The sequence below is a fragment of the Actinomadura monticuli genome (genome assembly GCF_041463655.1).
GTDB lineage: Bacteria > Actinomycetota > Actinomycetes > Streptosporangiales > Streptosporangiaceae > Spirillospora > Spirillospora monticuli.
Genome location: NZ_JAXCEI010000026.1, coordinates 55,854 through 71,388, shown reverse-complemented (window position 1 = coordinate 71,388; position 15,535 = coordinate 55,854). Strand labels below are relative to the sequence as shown.

The window sequence follows — 15,535 nt, the reverse complement described above, 5'->3', positions numbered from 1 at the left end:
CCCAGCTCAAATCATGGCGAATCCTCCGCAAGCTGCGCTGCAGCCCCAGCAAGGCCGGCCACCTGGTCAAGGCCATCGCCGTCCTACAGAACTACGAGCTCACCCGAGGATGAAAAAGGGTCAGTGAAGTTTTGAAGTGGTCGGCCATCGCCCATCCGACCACCATCTTCGAATGGCAGTCGATAACGGTTGCCAAATAGAGGAACCCTTCCCAGGTGGGGATGTAGGTGATGTCCCCGACCAGCTTGGTTCCGGGCCGCATCGCGGTGAAGTCCCGGTTGACCAGGTCGGGGATCGCGCCCGGATCGCCGGCCAGGGTGGTGGCCGGCCGCCACGGCCGCGGCTGCACCGGCTGGAGCCCGAGCTCGCGCATCAGCTGCCGCACCAGTTCCAGCGAGGCTTGCTCGCCCGAGCGGGCCAGCACCGCGTGGACGCGCCGATAGCCGTAGGTCTCGTGGTTGGCCTCGAATATCGCCTCGATCATCGCCTTGAGGCGTTCTCGGCGTTCGGCGGTCGCCGACAACGGACGAGTCCGCCAGTCATAGAAGCCGGACCGGGATACGCGCAGCCAGGCGCACATGTCAATGATGGCGTGGTTGGCCTTCTCCGCGTCGATGAACTCGTACTTGGCGCTCACCGGTGATCCTTCGCGAAGAAGGCCGCGGCTTTTACCAGAAAGGCGTTCTCCTCGCGGAGCCTGCGGTTCTCTCGCTCGAGCTCAAGTTCCCGGGCGCTCTTTCTCTCGCCGCCGCTTCCCGCCGACGCGTCGCCGCCGTGCCGCCTGCGGTAGTCCTTGACCCAGTTGCCAAGTGTCGTGTCGTGGATCCCGACCTCACGGGCTACATGGGCGATGGGGCGTGGGCCGTCCAGGACCATGTGGACGATCTCGTCCTTGTGCTCCTGGGTGAAATGCCGCCTCTGTCGTGCCAACGACCTTCCCTTCCGGTTCTCCCCAACCCTAGTTGGGGACCTGTCCGGAAGATCCGGGGCGCCTCACCCGAGCGTTCTGCCACCACCTGGGCTGGGTGCCGGCGCCGCCAGACCGAGGTGCTGCTGGCGTTTCCAGGAGACGGTGACCTTCGCGGCGCCCGAATGGATGTGCCGGCGGTCATCGCACCCGCCGTGTCTGGGTCCTGGGCGCTACCGCTCGCCCGACCGCCTCGTGGGTGCCCCAGGAGGCGCGGAACCCGGTCGTGGATCTGGAGGACGTGGGTTGCCGGGTACGGTTCCTGCTCCGCGACCGGGACGGCAAGTTCCCGGATCAGTTCGACGCGATCCATGGCTGATGCCGGTGTCCAGGTGGTGCTGACCGGGGTGCGGATGCCGAGGGTGGATCCAGGCTTAGAGGTGAAGCCGTTCATTCACCTGGTCGAACAGTTGGCGGACTCTCGTGTCGTGGGAATTGTCAAGGCGCAGTCCTTCAAGCGCGGCCAGGTCCTGTGACGCGGCCAGCCCTCGGTCGAGAGAGGAAAGGATGGTTTCCAGTGCGGCCTTGAGGTAGAGGTCCCGCTCCTCCCTCGCCGGGAGCATCGACACCGTGACGACCACTCGCGCAAGGTCCTCAAAAGCGCCGGGGTCGCGTTCGTCCCGGAATCCGGCGACCAATGCGGCGAGAAGAGCATGGGTCACGGAGACGGCGTGTTCACCGGGAACGGCCAGGTTGGCGATCGTGGGGAAGGCCCTTGCGAACGGCTCCATCGAGTGGAGCATGAAGGCGTCTGTCGCACTGCAGAACACGCTACTCTTCAGCCGAATTTGGAAGGGTTCGTGCGCTGGATCAAAAAGAATGTCGCCGCGCATCTCATGCTCTGGCGGGATGTTGTACGTCCAGTACAGGTCGGGTGAGCCGGGTTGGTAACCGCCGGTCACGCGGGTGACGCGAATGGCGCGCGTGTCTCCGTCCCACTCGTGATGAAGCGCGATGGTCCTGCAGAGGCCTCCCCATTCCTCGCCGAGGAGCTGGGATCGCCATAGGGTGGCTTGGACGCGCCACGGAAAGCCCGCGTCCCCGCCCTGGAAGAGTTCCCGTCCGTTGAGCTCCCCGGCGACCAGCACCGCCAGGACCACGAGGTTCATGCTCCAGGCCGCATGTCGCGCTGGAACGGTGGCCGGCCGGGGCCGGTATTGATCATGGGTGGAGCCGGGACGCGGATGAAGGGCCCGGTGGTAGAGGCCGAGCAGCAGTCCGGTCAGCGCCTTTCGCCTCGCCGGGTCCAGCTGGGCGAGCATGTTCTCCAGAAAGTCGATGACGGGTGCCCGAGCCGTGAGTCCGGCGAAGGACAGTAGCGCGTGGAGCAGGTCGTCGTTGATCTGCGGAGCCAGCGGTGACCCGGTCGCCATGGCGGCCTGATCCACCATGCTGACGAGGATGTGGGCGACGAGCCGGGCGATGAGAAATTCACCGAACGTCGCGTGCAGAAACTCGTAGGTGTGCAACGGCCGCCCGTCACGGGTCACCTGCGTCTCATGGACGAAGAAGAACCGCCCCACCACGATCTGCGCCGCCGATAGGGGAGCCTGGAGTCCGGCGTCTCCGAACTGAGCCCGCTCCGGTGCAAGCAGCGCGGCGAGGTCGGCGTCCAGATCGGTATCGGAGACCCACTGGCTGCGCCGGTTGAACATGGCGAAACCGACGACGGACAGCCGCAGCAGTTCCTGCTCGACCGCCCGCTCATGAGCCTTGTCGTCCAGGTCCGGAACCAGCTTGCGGATTTGCCGCCCGGCGAAATCCCGCAGGAGCCGCTCGTAAAGGCCCGTCCGGTCGAAGTCCGCCGACCTCTGGTGCAGGGCGTTACCGTCCGCGTCGTACAAGGCGAGCATCAGAAGCAGCAGCGGTTGCTCGGCCAGTTCCCGATGCGCCAGCGCCACCTCGTCCGAAAGGGCACTCAGCCCCCGTCCCCGCAGGGCCGGCTCGTTGAGCTCGCGCCAGTTCGCCAGCCACGTCCGGATCTGCGCGTCGTTGAACGGTTCCAGGCGCGCGACGACGGAGCCGTGCGGGATCCTCGCGCGGTCGACCACGGCCGTCCGGCTGGTCACGACGACGGCGACCGGGCGGCCCTGGTCGGCCTCGCGCTCCTGGAAGGCCGTCACCTTCATCAGGAAGTCGGTCTGGGTGACGCCCGTCGCCTGCAGCAGTTCGTCGAAACCGTCCAGGATGACCACGGGAAGCGCACCGGCGCCGGCCTCGACGAGGCGCGGCCAGGATATTTGCTCACCGGTCGCCTGCCGGATGGCGTCCTCGATGCGGGTCTGCAGATCGTTCTCGGTCGGGGCTTGCCGGAGTTCGACCACGATGGGCAGGAAGTCGTCCGCCGGAAGGCGTGCGGCCAGAACGCGGGTGAGGACCGATTTGCCTGACCCGGGCTGGCCGAGCACCAGCAGCGGCGACGCGACCGCCTCCGGCGAGGTCAGGTAGCCGGCGAAGAAGCGGCTCGGTTGGCCGTAGACCGGAATGTCCGTCCACCAGGAGTCGTGGCTCGGACGCGCCGTGGCGTCCATGACCGCCGCGCGAAGGCGATGGTCGACGTATCCCTGCTCCAGGGTCGGGATCGTCAGGCCGGACGGTATGTCGCCGCCCACCGTGATCGGCCGGTGCAAGGATGCCTGGTACGAGCGGGACAGCGCGCTCCGGGGCGCACCGGACCGACCCGACATGGACGCGAGTAGCCGCTCCAACTCGGCCATCCCGCTCGTGAGTTCGGTCTGGGCGGCGCGCCTTTCCCAGTGCTCGATCCAGATGCCGAACTCCGGGCAGTCCACGGCCAGCCGGCGCAGCATCTCCTCGTATCTGGCCAGGGCCTGCTCAGGCACGGCCAGGGTCAGTTCCCGGACGTCCTCCCCAAGATCCGCGCCTTCGGGCAGCCCAGCGGCGAACTCAACCAGACTCGTTCCGAGCCGCCCGTAGTACACGAGCAACTCGCGCCGTATCGACTCGTGCGTGTGCGACGGTCCCGGCGTGGGCAACTCCACCCGCGTCAACGCAAGTGCAACACCGCGACGCCCCACATCCTCGGCGCCTCCGGTCAGCGAGACCTGCTCGCCCGGCTTCAGCTTGACCTGCGGCAGCACGTCCGCGAGTTCCTCGAAGTAGGCCGCCAGCACGATGATCGTGTGCGCCGCCCGCAGCCGCTCGGTGCGGGTCAGGCGGTTCAGGCCCCGCAGCCGGTCGCCGAGATCACGGGTGAGCGCATGCCCCAGCCGCACGGCCTCCTCGCGGGCCCCGAGAACGTCCAGCCCGGCCCCGGCCAGCCCCAGCCCGGCCAGCCAGTCGAGCAGATTGATCAGCTTGCTCTCGCCTTCCCCGAGCATCCTGACCGCCTCGGCATAACTGACCGGACGCCCCACAAAGCCCTCCCGCACGCGAGAACCAATACCGCCATCCTCTCGCAGCCATCAACCGCCCACCACTCATGACCACCTCCGGCCCACTTCGCGGGCCACCAACGGAACCGCCCGGGAAACGCACTGGCGTAGGCCGTTCGACGGCATCCCGCACCTCCTGATCGCACGGCGCTCCACCAGCGAAACGGTGGGACCTCGTGGTCTCCGGAAATACTGCGGCGATCAGGAAAAGAGGCCGGCACGCCACGCAAGGGCTACCCTCCGGAGTTCCGTCGCACGGTGCTGGATCTGGTCGAGGCCGGTTCGGCCGCGATATGCGCGATCGGACGGCCGGACTCCAACGCCAGCCGCACAGCCCGGTCCCGGAGCTCCTGGAGGTATTCGCGTGGTGCTGCCATCGCGATGATTCTCCTCCCTGCCAGCAAAGATCATGACTGGCTTGAAGGACTTCATCGAACCCGGTGGACTTCCCTGCACGTCCGGATCGCAGGAGCGCTCACGCTGCTGTTCGCGATCCCACTGACGCGCGTGGCCAAACTGCGCCGAGAACAGATCGTCGAACGCGAGGGCATCACCTACCTCGACCTCGACGGGCACCTGCTCCAGCGGCCGCCCAAGCTCGCCGACCTGCTGCACAGGCTCTCCCCCGAAGGATCACAACGAACCTGGAACCTGCAACGCATCGGCACCGAGCACGCCCGGCTCTTCCCCGGGCGGGCACCAGACCGGGCGATCTCCGAACGTGTGCTGCGCAAGCACTTCCACAACCGCGGCATCAGCGCGCTCGCCGGTCACAACCGCTCCCGCATGGCCCTCGCCGCCGAACTGCCCGCACCGATCCTCGCCGACCTCACCGGCATCAACGTCACCACCGCTCTGCAATGGAGCCGCTGGGCGCAGAACGACTGGCACGACTTCATCGCCACCCGCAAGCCCGAGGAGAAGACCCCCGACGACCGGGTTAGCTGACCAGCCGAGCAGCCGGAGCAGCGGGGGAATCCGCTCACCGATCGATCAGCCCCCTGGAAGGGGCGTGCTTCCCGAAAGGGCGTTGGAGGGGTTAGCGGAAGATGAGACGGGCGGCGGTGGTGATGTGGTCGCTGCTCTGGGCGGCGGTGGCACGGCTGGTCGTCAGGTCGAGCAGGCAGGCGAGCAGGACGTGGCCGAGGGTGAGGGCCTTGCCCTCGGTGTCGTCCCAGGCGGGGTCGGTGAGGATGGCGCGGACGAGGCCGGTGAACAGCTCCCGCCACACGCTCAGGCCGTCTCCGCTGAGGTCGGGTGAGCCGATCGCGCTCATTCCCGCGGTGAGCAGGAGCCGCTCGTCGGCGGCCCAGCCGATGATGTCGGCGAACCCGGCGGCGACGCGCTCGGCGTCGGCTCCGGCGTAGTTGCGGGCGGTCAGGTCGGCGATGACCCGCACCGACCAGTCGACCATCAGGTGCAGCAGCAGATGGTCCTTGGAGGGGAAGTACCGGTACACCGTCACCGGGGTCGTACCCGCCCGTACGGCCACCGCCCGGATCGTGGTGGCCTCCGGGCCGCCCTGGCGCGCCAGTTCCCGGGCCGCGGCCAGGATCTTCTCTCGCCTCGCCCGTTCTGGCTCCTTCAACGGCCGGGTGACGCTCAGGGTGGAACGGCCGTGCTCGACGGCCGGCAACGGAGTCTCCAACGACGATCAGGCCTTCCTCTCAGGCTTGAACATGAACTATAACGTGTTATATGAAAGCTCCCCTCATCACCGAGGACCTGTTCTCGCCCGAGGCGCTCGCCGACCCCTACCCGGCCTATACGCGGCTGCGCGAGCGCGGCCCGGTGCACCTGCTGCCGCAGTTGGGCCTGCACCTGGTGGTGCGGCACGCCCAGGTCCTCCAGGCGTTGGACGACCCGGCCACGTTCTCCAGCAACCTGGCCGGACTGCTGACCGCCGGGACAGCCGGGCCAGAGCTGATGGACATGAGGGGGGCCGCGGTCGACGTCCTGGCCACCGCGGATCCGCCCGTCCACACCCCGCAGCGCGCCGCCGTCGCCCCGGTCTTCGGCCGACGCAACATCGCCGAGCTGACGGGCCGGATCCAGGACCTGCTCCTCCCACGCATTACTGCCCTCGCCGAGGGCGGGGGCGGGGACTGGATGGCGCGGGTCGCCGCCCCCGTCCCGGTCCTGACGATCAGTGCGATCCTCGGGCTGCCCGAGTCCGACGCCGAGCGGATCACCGCCTGGTCGGACACCGCGATCGAACTGCTGAGCGGCCTGGCCGGGCCCGACCGGCTGGCCCAGATCACGATCGAGATCCTCGACTTCATGCGCTACCTCGACCAGCAGCTCACCGCCGCCGCCGCCCACCCGCGCGGCGGGTTCCTGGACGCCCTCGCAGCCGATGAGGCACTCACCCGCGACGAACAAGTCGCGATGGCGCTGCAGTTGGTCACCGCCGGCAGCGAATCGACCGCCAGCCTCATCGGCGCCACCGCCCACGCCCTCGCGAACGACCCCGCCCTAGCTGATCGGCTGCGCGAGGATCCCGACCAGATCGCAGAGTTCGTGGAGGAGACGCTGCGCCTGGAAAGCCCGTTTCGCGGTCACTTTCGCGTCACCACCCGCGACACCGCCCTGGGCGGCGTCGACCTGCCCGCAGGATCCCGCCTCATGCTCCTGTGGGGAGCGGCCAACCGCGACCCGCACGTCTATCCCCGGCCCGGCGCCCTGGACCTGAGCCGGCCCGCCATCCGATCCCACGCTGCCTTCGGCCGCGGAATCCACTTCTGCATCGGCGCCCACCTCGCCCGTCTCGAAACGGTTCTCGCCGTCCAGACCCTCCTCGCCCAAGGCCCCTTCCACCTCACCGCACCCACCCAGCACGTGCCCAGCCTCATGACCCGCCGCCTGGCCCGCCTCGACCTGGCCTTCACGCCCTGACCCGCCAAGGCCCGGGCTCAGCTCCGCTGGCACCGGGACCTGATCGCGGGCCGGCATGCCGCCCGATCCAAACCTAAGGGGCCGGGCCGCCCACCGGCTGTCCGTTCCATCGGCTGCTGCCGGCATTCGGACGGTGCTCACCGGGGTGCGGATGCCCAGATGAACGCGGCGATGGAACGGTGGGTGCAGACCTGCCGCCGTGAGCTCCTGGACCGCATGTTGATCTGGAACCAGCGGCACCTGCTCCACGCACTCGGCGAGTTCGAGACTTTCGACAACGAGCATCGCCCGCATCAGGGCATCGCCAACGCCCGCCCGTTAAAACCGCTGTCTCCGCCTATCAGTGAACCAGACCAGATCGCCCACCTGAAGGTCCGAAGAAGGCAACGGCTGGACGGGATCCTCAACGAGTACCGGCATGTAGCTTCGCCTGCACGGACGAGGTTTCGGCAGGGGCAGGGTGAGGCACGTGGTGGCGACCTGAGCCGACCGGTGCACTGATGTCCGGGCGGGGACTCATCGACATGGCCCGGCACCCGGCTCAGGTTCCGGGGAGGATACGGCGTGTTTCGTAGGCCCACATTGCGATCTCGACCCGGTTGCGGGCGCCGAGTTTGGCCATCAGGCTGGCCAGATGCGTCTTCACCGTGCTGAGGCTGATGTGCAGCGCATCGGCGATCTCGGTATTGGTCAGCCCGCGAGCGACGGCGAGGAGCACCTGCTCCTCGCGGGCGGTGACGGGGGAGACCGGCTGGGCCGCGGGCCGGCCGGCGGGCAGGTCCGCGAACGCCTGGAGCAGGCGGACGGTGACGCTGGGCGCGATGAGCGCCTCACCGTCGGACGCCGACCGTACGGCCTGGGCCAGAAGGTCTGGTCCCGTGTCCTTGAGGAGGAATCCGCGGGCGCCGGCACGCAGCGCGCCGTAGACGTACTCGTCGAGGTCGAAAGTGGTGATGACGACCACGGCCAGCGGGTCGGCGACGCCGGGGCCGGCGACCAACCGGGTGGCCTCGAGCCCGTCGGTCACGGGCATGCGGATGTCGAACAGGCAGACGTCGGGGCGCAGTTCGCGGGCCAGCCGTACCGCTTCCTGTCCGTCGGCGGCCTCGCCGACCACCTCGATGCCGGGCTGGGCGTTCAGCATGATCCGCAGCCCGGTGCGGATGATGGTCTGGTCGTCAGCGACGAGGACGCGGATGGGCACCGCTCTCGGTCCTCCCTCTCGGCAGCTCGGCTTCGACATGCCAGCCCTGGTCGGCGCCGGGGCCGGCTCGTAGTTCGCCGCCGAGCAGAGCCGCGCGCTCGCGCAGTCCGGCAAGTCCGTATCCGGCACGGCCTCGGCCGGTGCGTTGGCCGTTGTCGCGCACACTCACCCGTACCGTGTGCCGTTCGCCGGTGATCCGGACCACGACCTCGGTCGCGCTGACCGCATGGCGCATCGCGTTGGTCACCGACTCCTGCACGATGCGGTAGACGGCCGCGTCCACGGCCGGGGGCAGCGTGTCCAGCTCGCCGTCGAGCCCCAGGTCGACCTTGAGGTGAACCCCCGGCGTGCGCACCAGGCGCTCCAGATCCGCGACGCCGGCGGGCGGCGCCAGCTCGGCGCCGACCCCGCGGTCGCGCAGCGCGGCGACCATGGCTCGCATTTCCTCCAGCGTGCGCGCCCCTTCCTCCTCGACCCCCTCCAGCGCCTCGACGGCGGCGGACGGGTCGGTGGCCGCGAGCACCCCGCCCGCCTGGGCGCGGATCACCATGGCCGACACGTGGTGGGCCACCGTGTCGTGCAGTTCCCGGGCGAACTGCTCACGCTCGCGGGAGCGAACCTGCTCCAACTGCCGCTCGCGTGCGGTCCCCCAGAACCGCACGGCGGCCCCGATCAAGCCAGGCAGCCACAGGAAGACGAAGCCCCCGACCTGTTCGGCGGCCGTGGTGTCGTACGTGACGGTGCACAGCGCGAAGGTCGCCAGGATCACCGCGCCGCCCAGCACGATCTCCCGTCCCGATCCCCAGCGAAGCAGCGCGTACACCAGCACGAGCACGACCACGCCGGTGTCCAGGCCGACGGGCTCGCGCGGTGCGGCGACGAGCGAGGCCACCTGGAGCAGGCTCGTCGCGCCGAACGCCAGCGTGACCATCGCCAGCGGGCGCGTCCGGCGCCACAAGGGCAGCAGGCACAGCCACACGGCGAACCCCACCGCCACCGGCCGCCACACGACGTTCTCGCGCAGGGTGGCCTCCAGCACCACACTGCCCAGTCCCGCGGCGAGCAGCGCCCAGTCCCGCCACACCCGGGCGGGCGCGTCGGGCGGCCGGGGTTCGGTCCACAGGGTTCGCAGGTTGTCTCGCAGCACGGTTCTCAGCCTAGGGACCGCGCCGTGCCGCGCATCGGCCGAAAGGACGGGGCGTCCTTCCGCCCTGGGGCCGACGAATCCGCGGCCCACGAGCCGATGCCGCAGAGCGCCGTGGCGACGAACCTCGGCATCGGCGGCCGTACAAGGACGGCCGACGAGGTGGTTGGAGGACCCGATGCTCTCGAAAGCCCTGTTGCTCCTGGGTGCAGGCGCCGCCCGCCATCCCTGGCAGGTGATCGCGGCATGGCTGGTCGCCGCCACGCTCGCCGTCCTCGCGGCGATCGCCATCGGCGGGCGGACCGCGGACTCGATGACCGCTCCGGGACTGGACTCCCAACGGGCCGCGCAACTGATCGAGCGGGCCGGCACCGGCCAGGAGGGGATGACCGCCCAAGTGGTCGTCACCCCTCTCGACGACGGTGCGACGTTCTTCGACCACGGCAGCGCGCGCATGGCTCTCACGCGGCTGCAGACCGAGGTGCGGCGCCTGCCGCACGTGCTCGGCACGAGCGACCCGGCGGGGGTACTCGACGCAGGCGGGGACACCGCCGTGCGCGGCGGCCTTGTCTCGGCCGACGGGCGGATCGCGGTCGTCCGGGTGCAGTACCCCGACCAGAACCGGCTGTCGGCCAAGGACCTCGACGCCCTCGTCGATCTCGGCGACCGGCTGCGCGCCGAGCTGCCCCTGCGCATCGAGATGGGCGGGAACCTCTTCTATGCCTTCTCCGACCCCGACGGCGGCGCAAGCGAGCTGATCGGCATCCTCGCCGCGGCCGCGATCCTGTTCCTGGCGTTCGGTTCGCTCATCGCCGCCGCGCTGCCGATCGGCATGGCGGTCTTCGGGCTGACCGTCGGGGTTGCCACGATGACGGTACTGGCGGGGGTGACGGACGTCCCGACCTTCGCCCCTGTCCTGGGCAGCATGGTCGGGCTCGGAGTCGGCATCGACTACGCGCTGTTCGTGCTCGCCAGGCACCGGGAGTACCTCGCGCGCGGGTTCGATCCCCGCGAGGCCGCGGGGCGAGCGGTGGCCGCGGCGGGGAGGCCCGTGGTCTTCGCCGGCGGCACCGTCGTCGTATCGATCCTCGGCCTGGCGGTCGCGAACGTGCCGTTCATGACGATGGGCGGGCTCGCCGTCTCGATCGTTGTTCTCACCATGGTGGTCGCGTCGGTGACGCTGCTGCCGGCCTTCCTCGGCGCGGCCGGCCCACGCCTGGCCCGGGCCGGCCGGATCGGCCGGGCTCTGCAGACCAGGAACCTGGGCCGACTCGCACGGCGGCGGGACCCGGCGGCGGGCGCCGCCCCCGCCGCCGGGTGGCGGCGCTGGATCGGGCACGTCAGCCGGCACCCGGTGCCGTACGCGGTCGGCGCGGCGGGGCTGCTGCTGACCGCGACGCTGCCCGTGCTCGGCCTGCGCGTCGGCCTGCCCGACGACGGCTCCATGCCCCACAGCCGGACCGAGCGCCGCGCCTACGACCTCGTCGCCGAGGGGTTCGGCCCGGGCACCAACGGTCCCCTCGTCATCGCCGCGGACCCCGCCGGTGATCCGGGAGCGCTGGACCGACTCGCCGCAGGCGTCGCGGCGGATCCGGGCATCACATCTGTCGCGCCGACGCATATCGATCGGGCCACCGGCATCGCGACCATCGCGGTGTTCCCGACCACCAGCCCTCAGGACAAGGCCACGGCCGACACCATCGCCCGGCTGCGCACCGACGTGCTGCCCACGGCGATCGGGCACGGCCCGGCCAGGGCCCACGTCGGCGGCGCCGCCGCGAGCCTGTCCGATGTGGGCCAACGCACCAGCCAACGCCTGCCGCTGTTCGTCGCCGCCGTGCTGGCGATGTCGTTCCTGCTGCTGATGCTGGTCTTCCGCTCGATACTCGTACCGCTCAAGGCGGTACTGCTGAACCTGCTGAGCATCGGCGCGGCCTACGGCATCATGGTCGCGGTCTTCCAGTGGGGCTGGGGAGGCGCACTCATCGGGCTGGAAGCGACGGTTCCGATCGTGTCGTTCATCCCGATGTTCCTCTTCGCCATCCTGTTCGGCCTGTCGATGGACTACGAGGTGTTCCTCCTCTCCCGCGTACGCGAGGAGTACCTGCGCACCGGCGACAACAGCACGGCGATCATCGAGGGCGTCTCGGGCACCGCCCGGATCATCACCTCGGCCGCTCTCATCATGGTGGCGGTCTTCCTGTCCTTCGCCGCCGTCGACGACCCCTCCGCCAAAATGTTCGGGCTCGGCCTGGCCACCGCGATCCTCATCGACGCCACGGTCGTGCGCATGGTGCTGGTACCGGCGACCATGACACTCCTCGGCCGGACCAACTGGTGGCTGCCGAGGTGGCTGGACCGGATGCTTCCCCGCGGCCCGGCCGGCACCGACGCGGAATCCACGGGTGAGGCCCCGCGTCCACGGCTGGTTGACCGCTGACTCAACTCCTGCCCGCCCTCGGCGTCCGGCACTTCAGCGTCACCTGGGGGGCATATCGAGTCGTGACCACCAGGTGGTCCTGGTGAGGTCTTCGATCCAGATCATCGAGGCGCGCAGGTGGAGACCGGCGAGGTAGCGTCCGGGTTGAACACTGGGAAGCCGGAGCCGGCGCTGTGCTGGTTCTTGAGGTCCGGTGTGAACCGGCTCGGTGCCGCAGGAGGCGGCCGAGTTCACTAACGAACGGCTAACAAACGATCAAGAGGCCGGTTCTCCGTGGTGGAGAAACGGCCTCTGAGCTGGTATTTCTTGTCGGGACGGCGGGATTTGAACCCACGACCCCTTGACCCCCAGTCAAGTGCGCTACCAAACTGCGCCACGTCCCGGTGCCCGGCGGAGCGGGCTTGATTACTGTAGCGCAGTCCATGGAGTCGTGCGTACTCGGTTACAGGGGCGCTGATCTCTGGTAGGCAGGCCGGATGGTGTCTTTACGGGCGGTGCTCGGCGGGGTCCTGTGCGTGGGGCTCGTGTGCGGGTGCGGCGGTGGTGGAGGAGGGGCGCTGCCGGTGAGTGCGAGTCCTGAGCCGGAGACGCCGAAGGCCACGCGGGCTTCCGACGCGCCGGTGGTGCGGGTCCCGGCGGGGGTGCGGGCGTCTTATGTGGTCTTCGATCGGCGGGCGGGGCGGGTCGTGCTGCAGAGGGGGGCGCGGCGGACGTTCCGGTCGGCCTCGGTGGTGAAGATCCTCATCGCGCTCGATTTCCTGGAGCGGCACCGGGCGTCGGCGGCGGATCGGGCGTCGCTGGCGTCGATGCTGCGGTCGAGCGACGACCAGGCGGCGACGGAGTTCTGGCGGCGGGGCGGGCAGGGGAAGGTCATCGAGCGGATGGTGCCGGAGGCGGGGCTGGCGGAGACGGCGCCGCCGCCGGCGGACAAGCCCGGGTTCTGGGGGTACACGGCGCTCAGTGCCAGGGACGTGGTCCAGACGTACCGGTACCTGCTGGACGAGGTGCCGGCGGCGCGGCGGGACTTCGTGCTGGAGCAGCTGCGGAGGTCGACGCCGTGCGGGAAGGACGGGTTCGACCAGACGTTCGGGATCCCGCGGGCGCTGAAGCGGCCGTGGGCCGTCAAGCAGGGGTGGTCGGGGTTCGGGGACGTGCCGGCGGAGCCGTGCCGGCGGGGCGGGGCGCGGCCGGCGGCGTGGGTGCCGGATCTGGGGATCGGGCGGCCCGTCCTGCACACGACGGGGGTGGTCGGGGACAAGATCGTCGTGGTGCTGACGCTGCAGCCGGCGGGGTCGTCGTTCCGGGCGTCGGCGGCGCGGATCACGGCGCTGACCGGGGAGGTCTGGCGGGCGACGTGACGGGCGTCACACAGTGGGGAAGGGTTCCGTCCGGCGCGGGTCATCGGGAGTGGTGGGCGTCGGGCGGGAACGGAAAAGTGGGTTAAAGATCTGGACTGTTTACCAGGTTGTGGGCGAATAGTCCTTCGCTGGCGTATGTAGCTTTTTTCTCCCAGGGCAATGACGCCGAACGGGGGACAGGGTTGGCGGATGCGGAGGGCACTCAGCCCGGGGTGCACGTTGCGGACCTGGACGACCTGCGGGGCGCGGCGCACGATCGCGCGGTGCTGGCCGAGGCGCGGGTCGTGCTGGCCCGGCGGCTCGGCGTCGCGCCGGGGGAGGCCCTGCAGCACCTGATCTGGCTCGCGCGCGACCTGGACATCGATCTCGCGGAGGCGGCGTCCCTGCTGGTCAAGGACGGCGTCGGCGGGCCGGTGGGGGCCGTGCTCGCCGGGCGCCGGGCGCCGCGGGCCGAGGGCGCTACGGCGGAGCGCCAGGACGTCCTGTCGGAGGCCGAGGACGTCCTGCGGCGGGTGACGGCCGAGGACACGGCGGGGGACGCCGAGATCCGCGCCGGGGTGGGCGAGGACCCGGTGGCGCGGGCGCTGCTGGACGGGACGATCGACTCCTGCGTCCACCTGGTGCCCGTCAGGGACGCCGGGGGCGAGGTGGCGGACTTCATCTACGCCGACGTGAACCGCGTCACCCGGGACATGTTCGGCCGCGGCAAGGAGGAGCTGACCGGCCTCCGGCTGCTGCAGACCGATCCGGGGGCGGCGCTCAGCGGGCTCTTCAACGAGTACGTGAAGGTGCTGGAGGGCGGGACCCCGCTGGAACGCGACTCGATCTCCTACACCACCGCCCAGCGGGGCCTGTCCCGTTCGTCCCGGATGAGCGTCCGGTGCGTGCGGGTGCCGACCGGGGTGTGCGTCACGTGGCGGTACCACTCCGCCGAGGACCGGGTCGCGCGGCGGATGGAGCGGGTGGAGCGGCTGGCGCTGATCGGCTTCGGCGAGTGGGACCTCGCGACGGGCGAGGCGGACTGGACGCCGCAGATGCTGGCCAACTACGGCCTCACCCCCGAGGAGGTGCCGCCGATGCCGCACGACCTGCCGAAGGCCGTGGCGGACGACGACCTCCCGCTGATGGAGGAGGCCATCCAGACGATGTTCTCGCGCCGGGAGCCGGTGGAGGCCGAGCACCGCGTGATCGGGCCGGACGGGACGGCGCGCCACCTGTGGGTGTTCGCCGAGCCGGTGCTGGGCGAGTCCGGGCTGCCGATCTCGATCAACATCGTCTCGCAGGACATCACCCGCCGGCGCGGGGTGGAGCGGGCGCTGGCCGAGACCCGGCGGCAGATGCTCAAGCAGCAGGCGCGGACGGCGCAGGAGCGGAAGGTCGCGGTGACGCTGCGCCGCGCGATCCTGCCGGACGAGGACGAGGTGGAGCAGCTGGCGGGCCTCGTCATGGCGGTCCGCAGCCTGGCGGCGGAGAGCACCGCCCGCATCGGCGGGGACTGGTTCGCGACCCGCGCCATGGCGGACGGGCGGGCGCTGTTCGCCATCGGGGACGCGGCCGGGCACGGCCTCCCGGCGGCCGCGGCGATGGCGCGGACCCGGAACGGGCTGCTCGGCCTCGCCTGCACCGGTGAGCCCGCGGGACGGCTGGTGGGCTGGCTGAACGAGCTGGTCGGCAACATGGACCCGCCCGCGACGGGGACGGCGATCGTCGCCCATTACGACCCGTCCCGCCGGGTGCTGGAGTGGACGTGCGCGGGCCATCCGCCGCCGATCCTGGTCCGGGGCGGGAAGGCGATGCCGCTGGAGGTCGTCCGGGACCCGATGCTCGGCGCCATGCCCGGCTGGCAGTACACGACGATCACCACCGAGCTGCACCCCGGCGACCTGCTGTTCCTCTATACCGACGGCCTGGTGGAGCGCAGGGACGCCGACCTGGACGAGCGCATCCTGGACCTCACGGGCATCCTGCGGGACTCCTCGGAGCGTCCGGACCGGGTGCTGGACGAGGTGCTGGCGCGCATGGAGCACGACCGCGCCGCGGACGACACCACGCTGTTCGCGGTGCGCGTCGAGTGACGGGCCTCACACGCGGCCCGCAGTGGTCGCGGGCTGTGAGCTAGGACGCACCTGAAC

12 protein-coding genes, 1 tRNA gene and 1 pseudogene are annotated in these 15,535 nt (G+C 70.3%); 7 read left to right on the top strand and 7 right to left on the bottom strand.

The window, feature by feature from the left end; translation table 11 throughout:
* Positions 1 to 113: pseudogene (locus SM611_RS35560) on the top strand (IS5/IS1182 family transposase); the annotation flags it as partial.
* Here SM611_RS35560 and SM611_RS35555 read toward each other — a convergent pair.
* From SM611_RS35555 to SM611_RS35545, 3 genes are all read right to left on the bottom strand, one after another.
* Positions 92 to 637, bottom strand: a complete 546-nt coding sequence (locus SM611_RS35555) for an IS3 family transposase (protein WP_371954781.1) — start codon at positions 635 to 637, stop codon at positions 92 to 94. The pseudogene SM611_RS35560 and the gene SM611_RS35555 sit on opposite strands and share 22 nt — an antisense overlap.
* On the bottom strand, positions 634 to 930 hold the full coding sequence (locus SM611_RS35550; protein WP_371954780.1) for a transposase: 297 nt from the start codon (positions 928 to 930) through the stop codon (positions 634 to 636). Before SM611_RS35550 ends, SM611_RS35555 begins: the two co-directional genes overlap by 4 nt.
* Before the next feature lie 411 nt (positions 931 to 1,341).
* Positions 1,342 to 4,344 (bottom strand): NACHT domain-containing protein, encoded by a 3,003-nt coding sequence (locus SM611_RS35545; protein WP_371954779.1) that lies wholly within the window; start codon positions 4,342 to 4,344, stop codon positions 1,342 to 1,344.
* Between the two features lie 525 nt (positions 4,345 to 4,869).
* On the opposite strand from SM611_RS35545, the gene SM611_RS35540 reads away from it, so the two are divergent.
* On the top strand, positions 4,870 to 5,310 hold the full coding sequence (locus SM611_RS35540; RefSeq protein ID WP_371954778.1) for a hypothetical protein: 441 nt from the start codon (positions 4,870 to 4,872) through the stop codon (positions 5,308 to 5,310).
* Between the two features lie 91 nt (positions 5,311 to 5,401).
* On the opposite strand, the gene SM611_RS35535 is transcribed toward SM611_RS35540, so the two are convergent.
* Entirely contained in the window at positions 5,402 to 5,998 is a 597-nt protein-coding gene (locus SM611_RS35535) for a TetR/AcrR family transcriptional regulator (protein WP_371954777.1), read from the bottom strand.
* 62 nt (positions 5,999 to 6,060) lie between these two features.
* Between SM611_RS35535 and SM611_RS35530 the strand changes: the two genes are divergently transcribed.
* Both SM611_RS35530 and SM611_RS35525 read left to right on the top strand, forming a co-directional pair.
* On the top strand, positions 6,061 to 7,257 hold the full coding sequence (locus SM611_RS35530) for a cytochrome P450 (protein WP_371954776.1): 1,197 nt from the start codon (positions 6,061 to 6,063) through the stop codon (positions 7,255 to 7,257).
* 39 nt (positions 7,258 to 7,296) lie between these two features.
* A complete protein-coding gene (locus SM611_RS35525) occupies positions 7,297 to 7,758 on the top strand; it encodes an integrase core domain-containing protein (protein WP_504230290.1) in 462 nt (153 codons plus the stop codon).
* 40 nt (positions 7,759 to 7,798) lie between these two features.
* Here SM611_RS35525 and SM611_RS35520 read toward each other — a convergent pair whose 3' ends face one another.
* Positions 7,799 to 8,461 (bottom strand): response regulator, encoded by a 663-nt coding sequence (locus SM611_RS35520; protein ID WP_371954774.1) that lies wholly within the window; start codon positions 8,459 to 8,461, stop codon positions 7,799 to 7,801.
* Positions 8,436 to 9,608 carry a sensor histidine kinase gene (locus tag SM611_RS35515; RefSeq protein ID WP_371954773.1) on the bottom strand — a complete coding sequence of 391 codons (1,173 nt, stop codon included), beginning with the start codon at positions 9,606 to 9,608 and terminating at the stop codon, positions 8,436 to 8,438. Before SM611_RS35515 ends, SM611_RS35520 begins: the two co-directional genes overlap by 26 nt.
* A gap of 175 nt (positions 9,609 to 9,783) precedes the next feature.
* On the opposite strand from SM611_RS35515, the gene SM611_RS35510 reads away from it, so the two are divergent.
* Positions 9,784 to 12,045, top strand: a complete 2,262-nt coding sequence (locus tag SM611_RS35510) for an MMPL family transporter (protein ID WP_371954772.1) — start codon at positions 9,784 to 9,786, stop codon at positions 12,043 to 12,045.
* Between the two features lie 309 nt (positions 12,046 to 12,354).
* On the opposite strand, the gene SM611_RS35505 is transcribed toward SM611_RS35510, so the two are convergent.
* Positions 12,355 to 12,428 (bottom strand) — tRNA-Pro (locus tag SM611_RS35505).
* Between the two features lie 180 nt (positions 12,429 to 12,608).
* On the opposite strand from SM611_RS35505, the gene SM611_RS35500 reads away from it, so the two are divergent.
* Both SM611_RS35500 and SM611_RS35495 read left to right on the top strand, forming a co-directional pair.
* Positions 12,609 to 13,403 (top strand): serine hydrolase, encoded by a 795-nt coding sequence (locus tag SM611_RS35500; protein ID WP_371954771.1) that lies wholly within the window; start codon positions 12,609 to 12,611, stop codon positions 13,401 to 13,403.
* 212 nt (positions 13,404 to 13,615) lie between these two features.
* Complete coding sequence (locus tag SM611_RS35495; RefSeq protein ID WP_371954770.1) at positions 13,616 to 15,478, top strand: PP2C family protein-serine/threonine phosphatase; 1,863 nt, start codon at positions 13,616 to 13,618, stop codon at positions 15,476 to 15,478.
* Positions 15,479 to 15,535 lie beyond the last annotated feature (57 nt).

Bases quoted from the DNA above. Each gene is read 5' to 3' on its own strand.
- SM611_RS35510 (WP_371954772.1), top strand. From the start codon at position 9,784: ATGCTCTCGAAAGCCCTGTTGCTCCTGGGTGCAGGCGCCGCCCGCCAT.
- SM611_RS35530 (WP_371954776.1), top strand. From the start codon at position 6,061: ATGAAAGCTCCCCTCATCACCGAGGACCTGTTCTCGCCCGAGGCGCTC.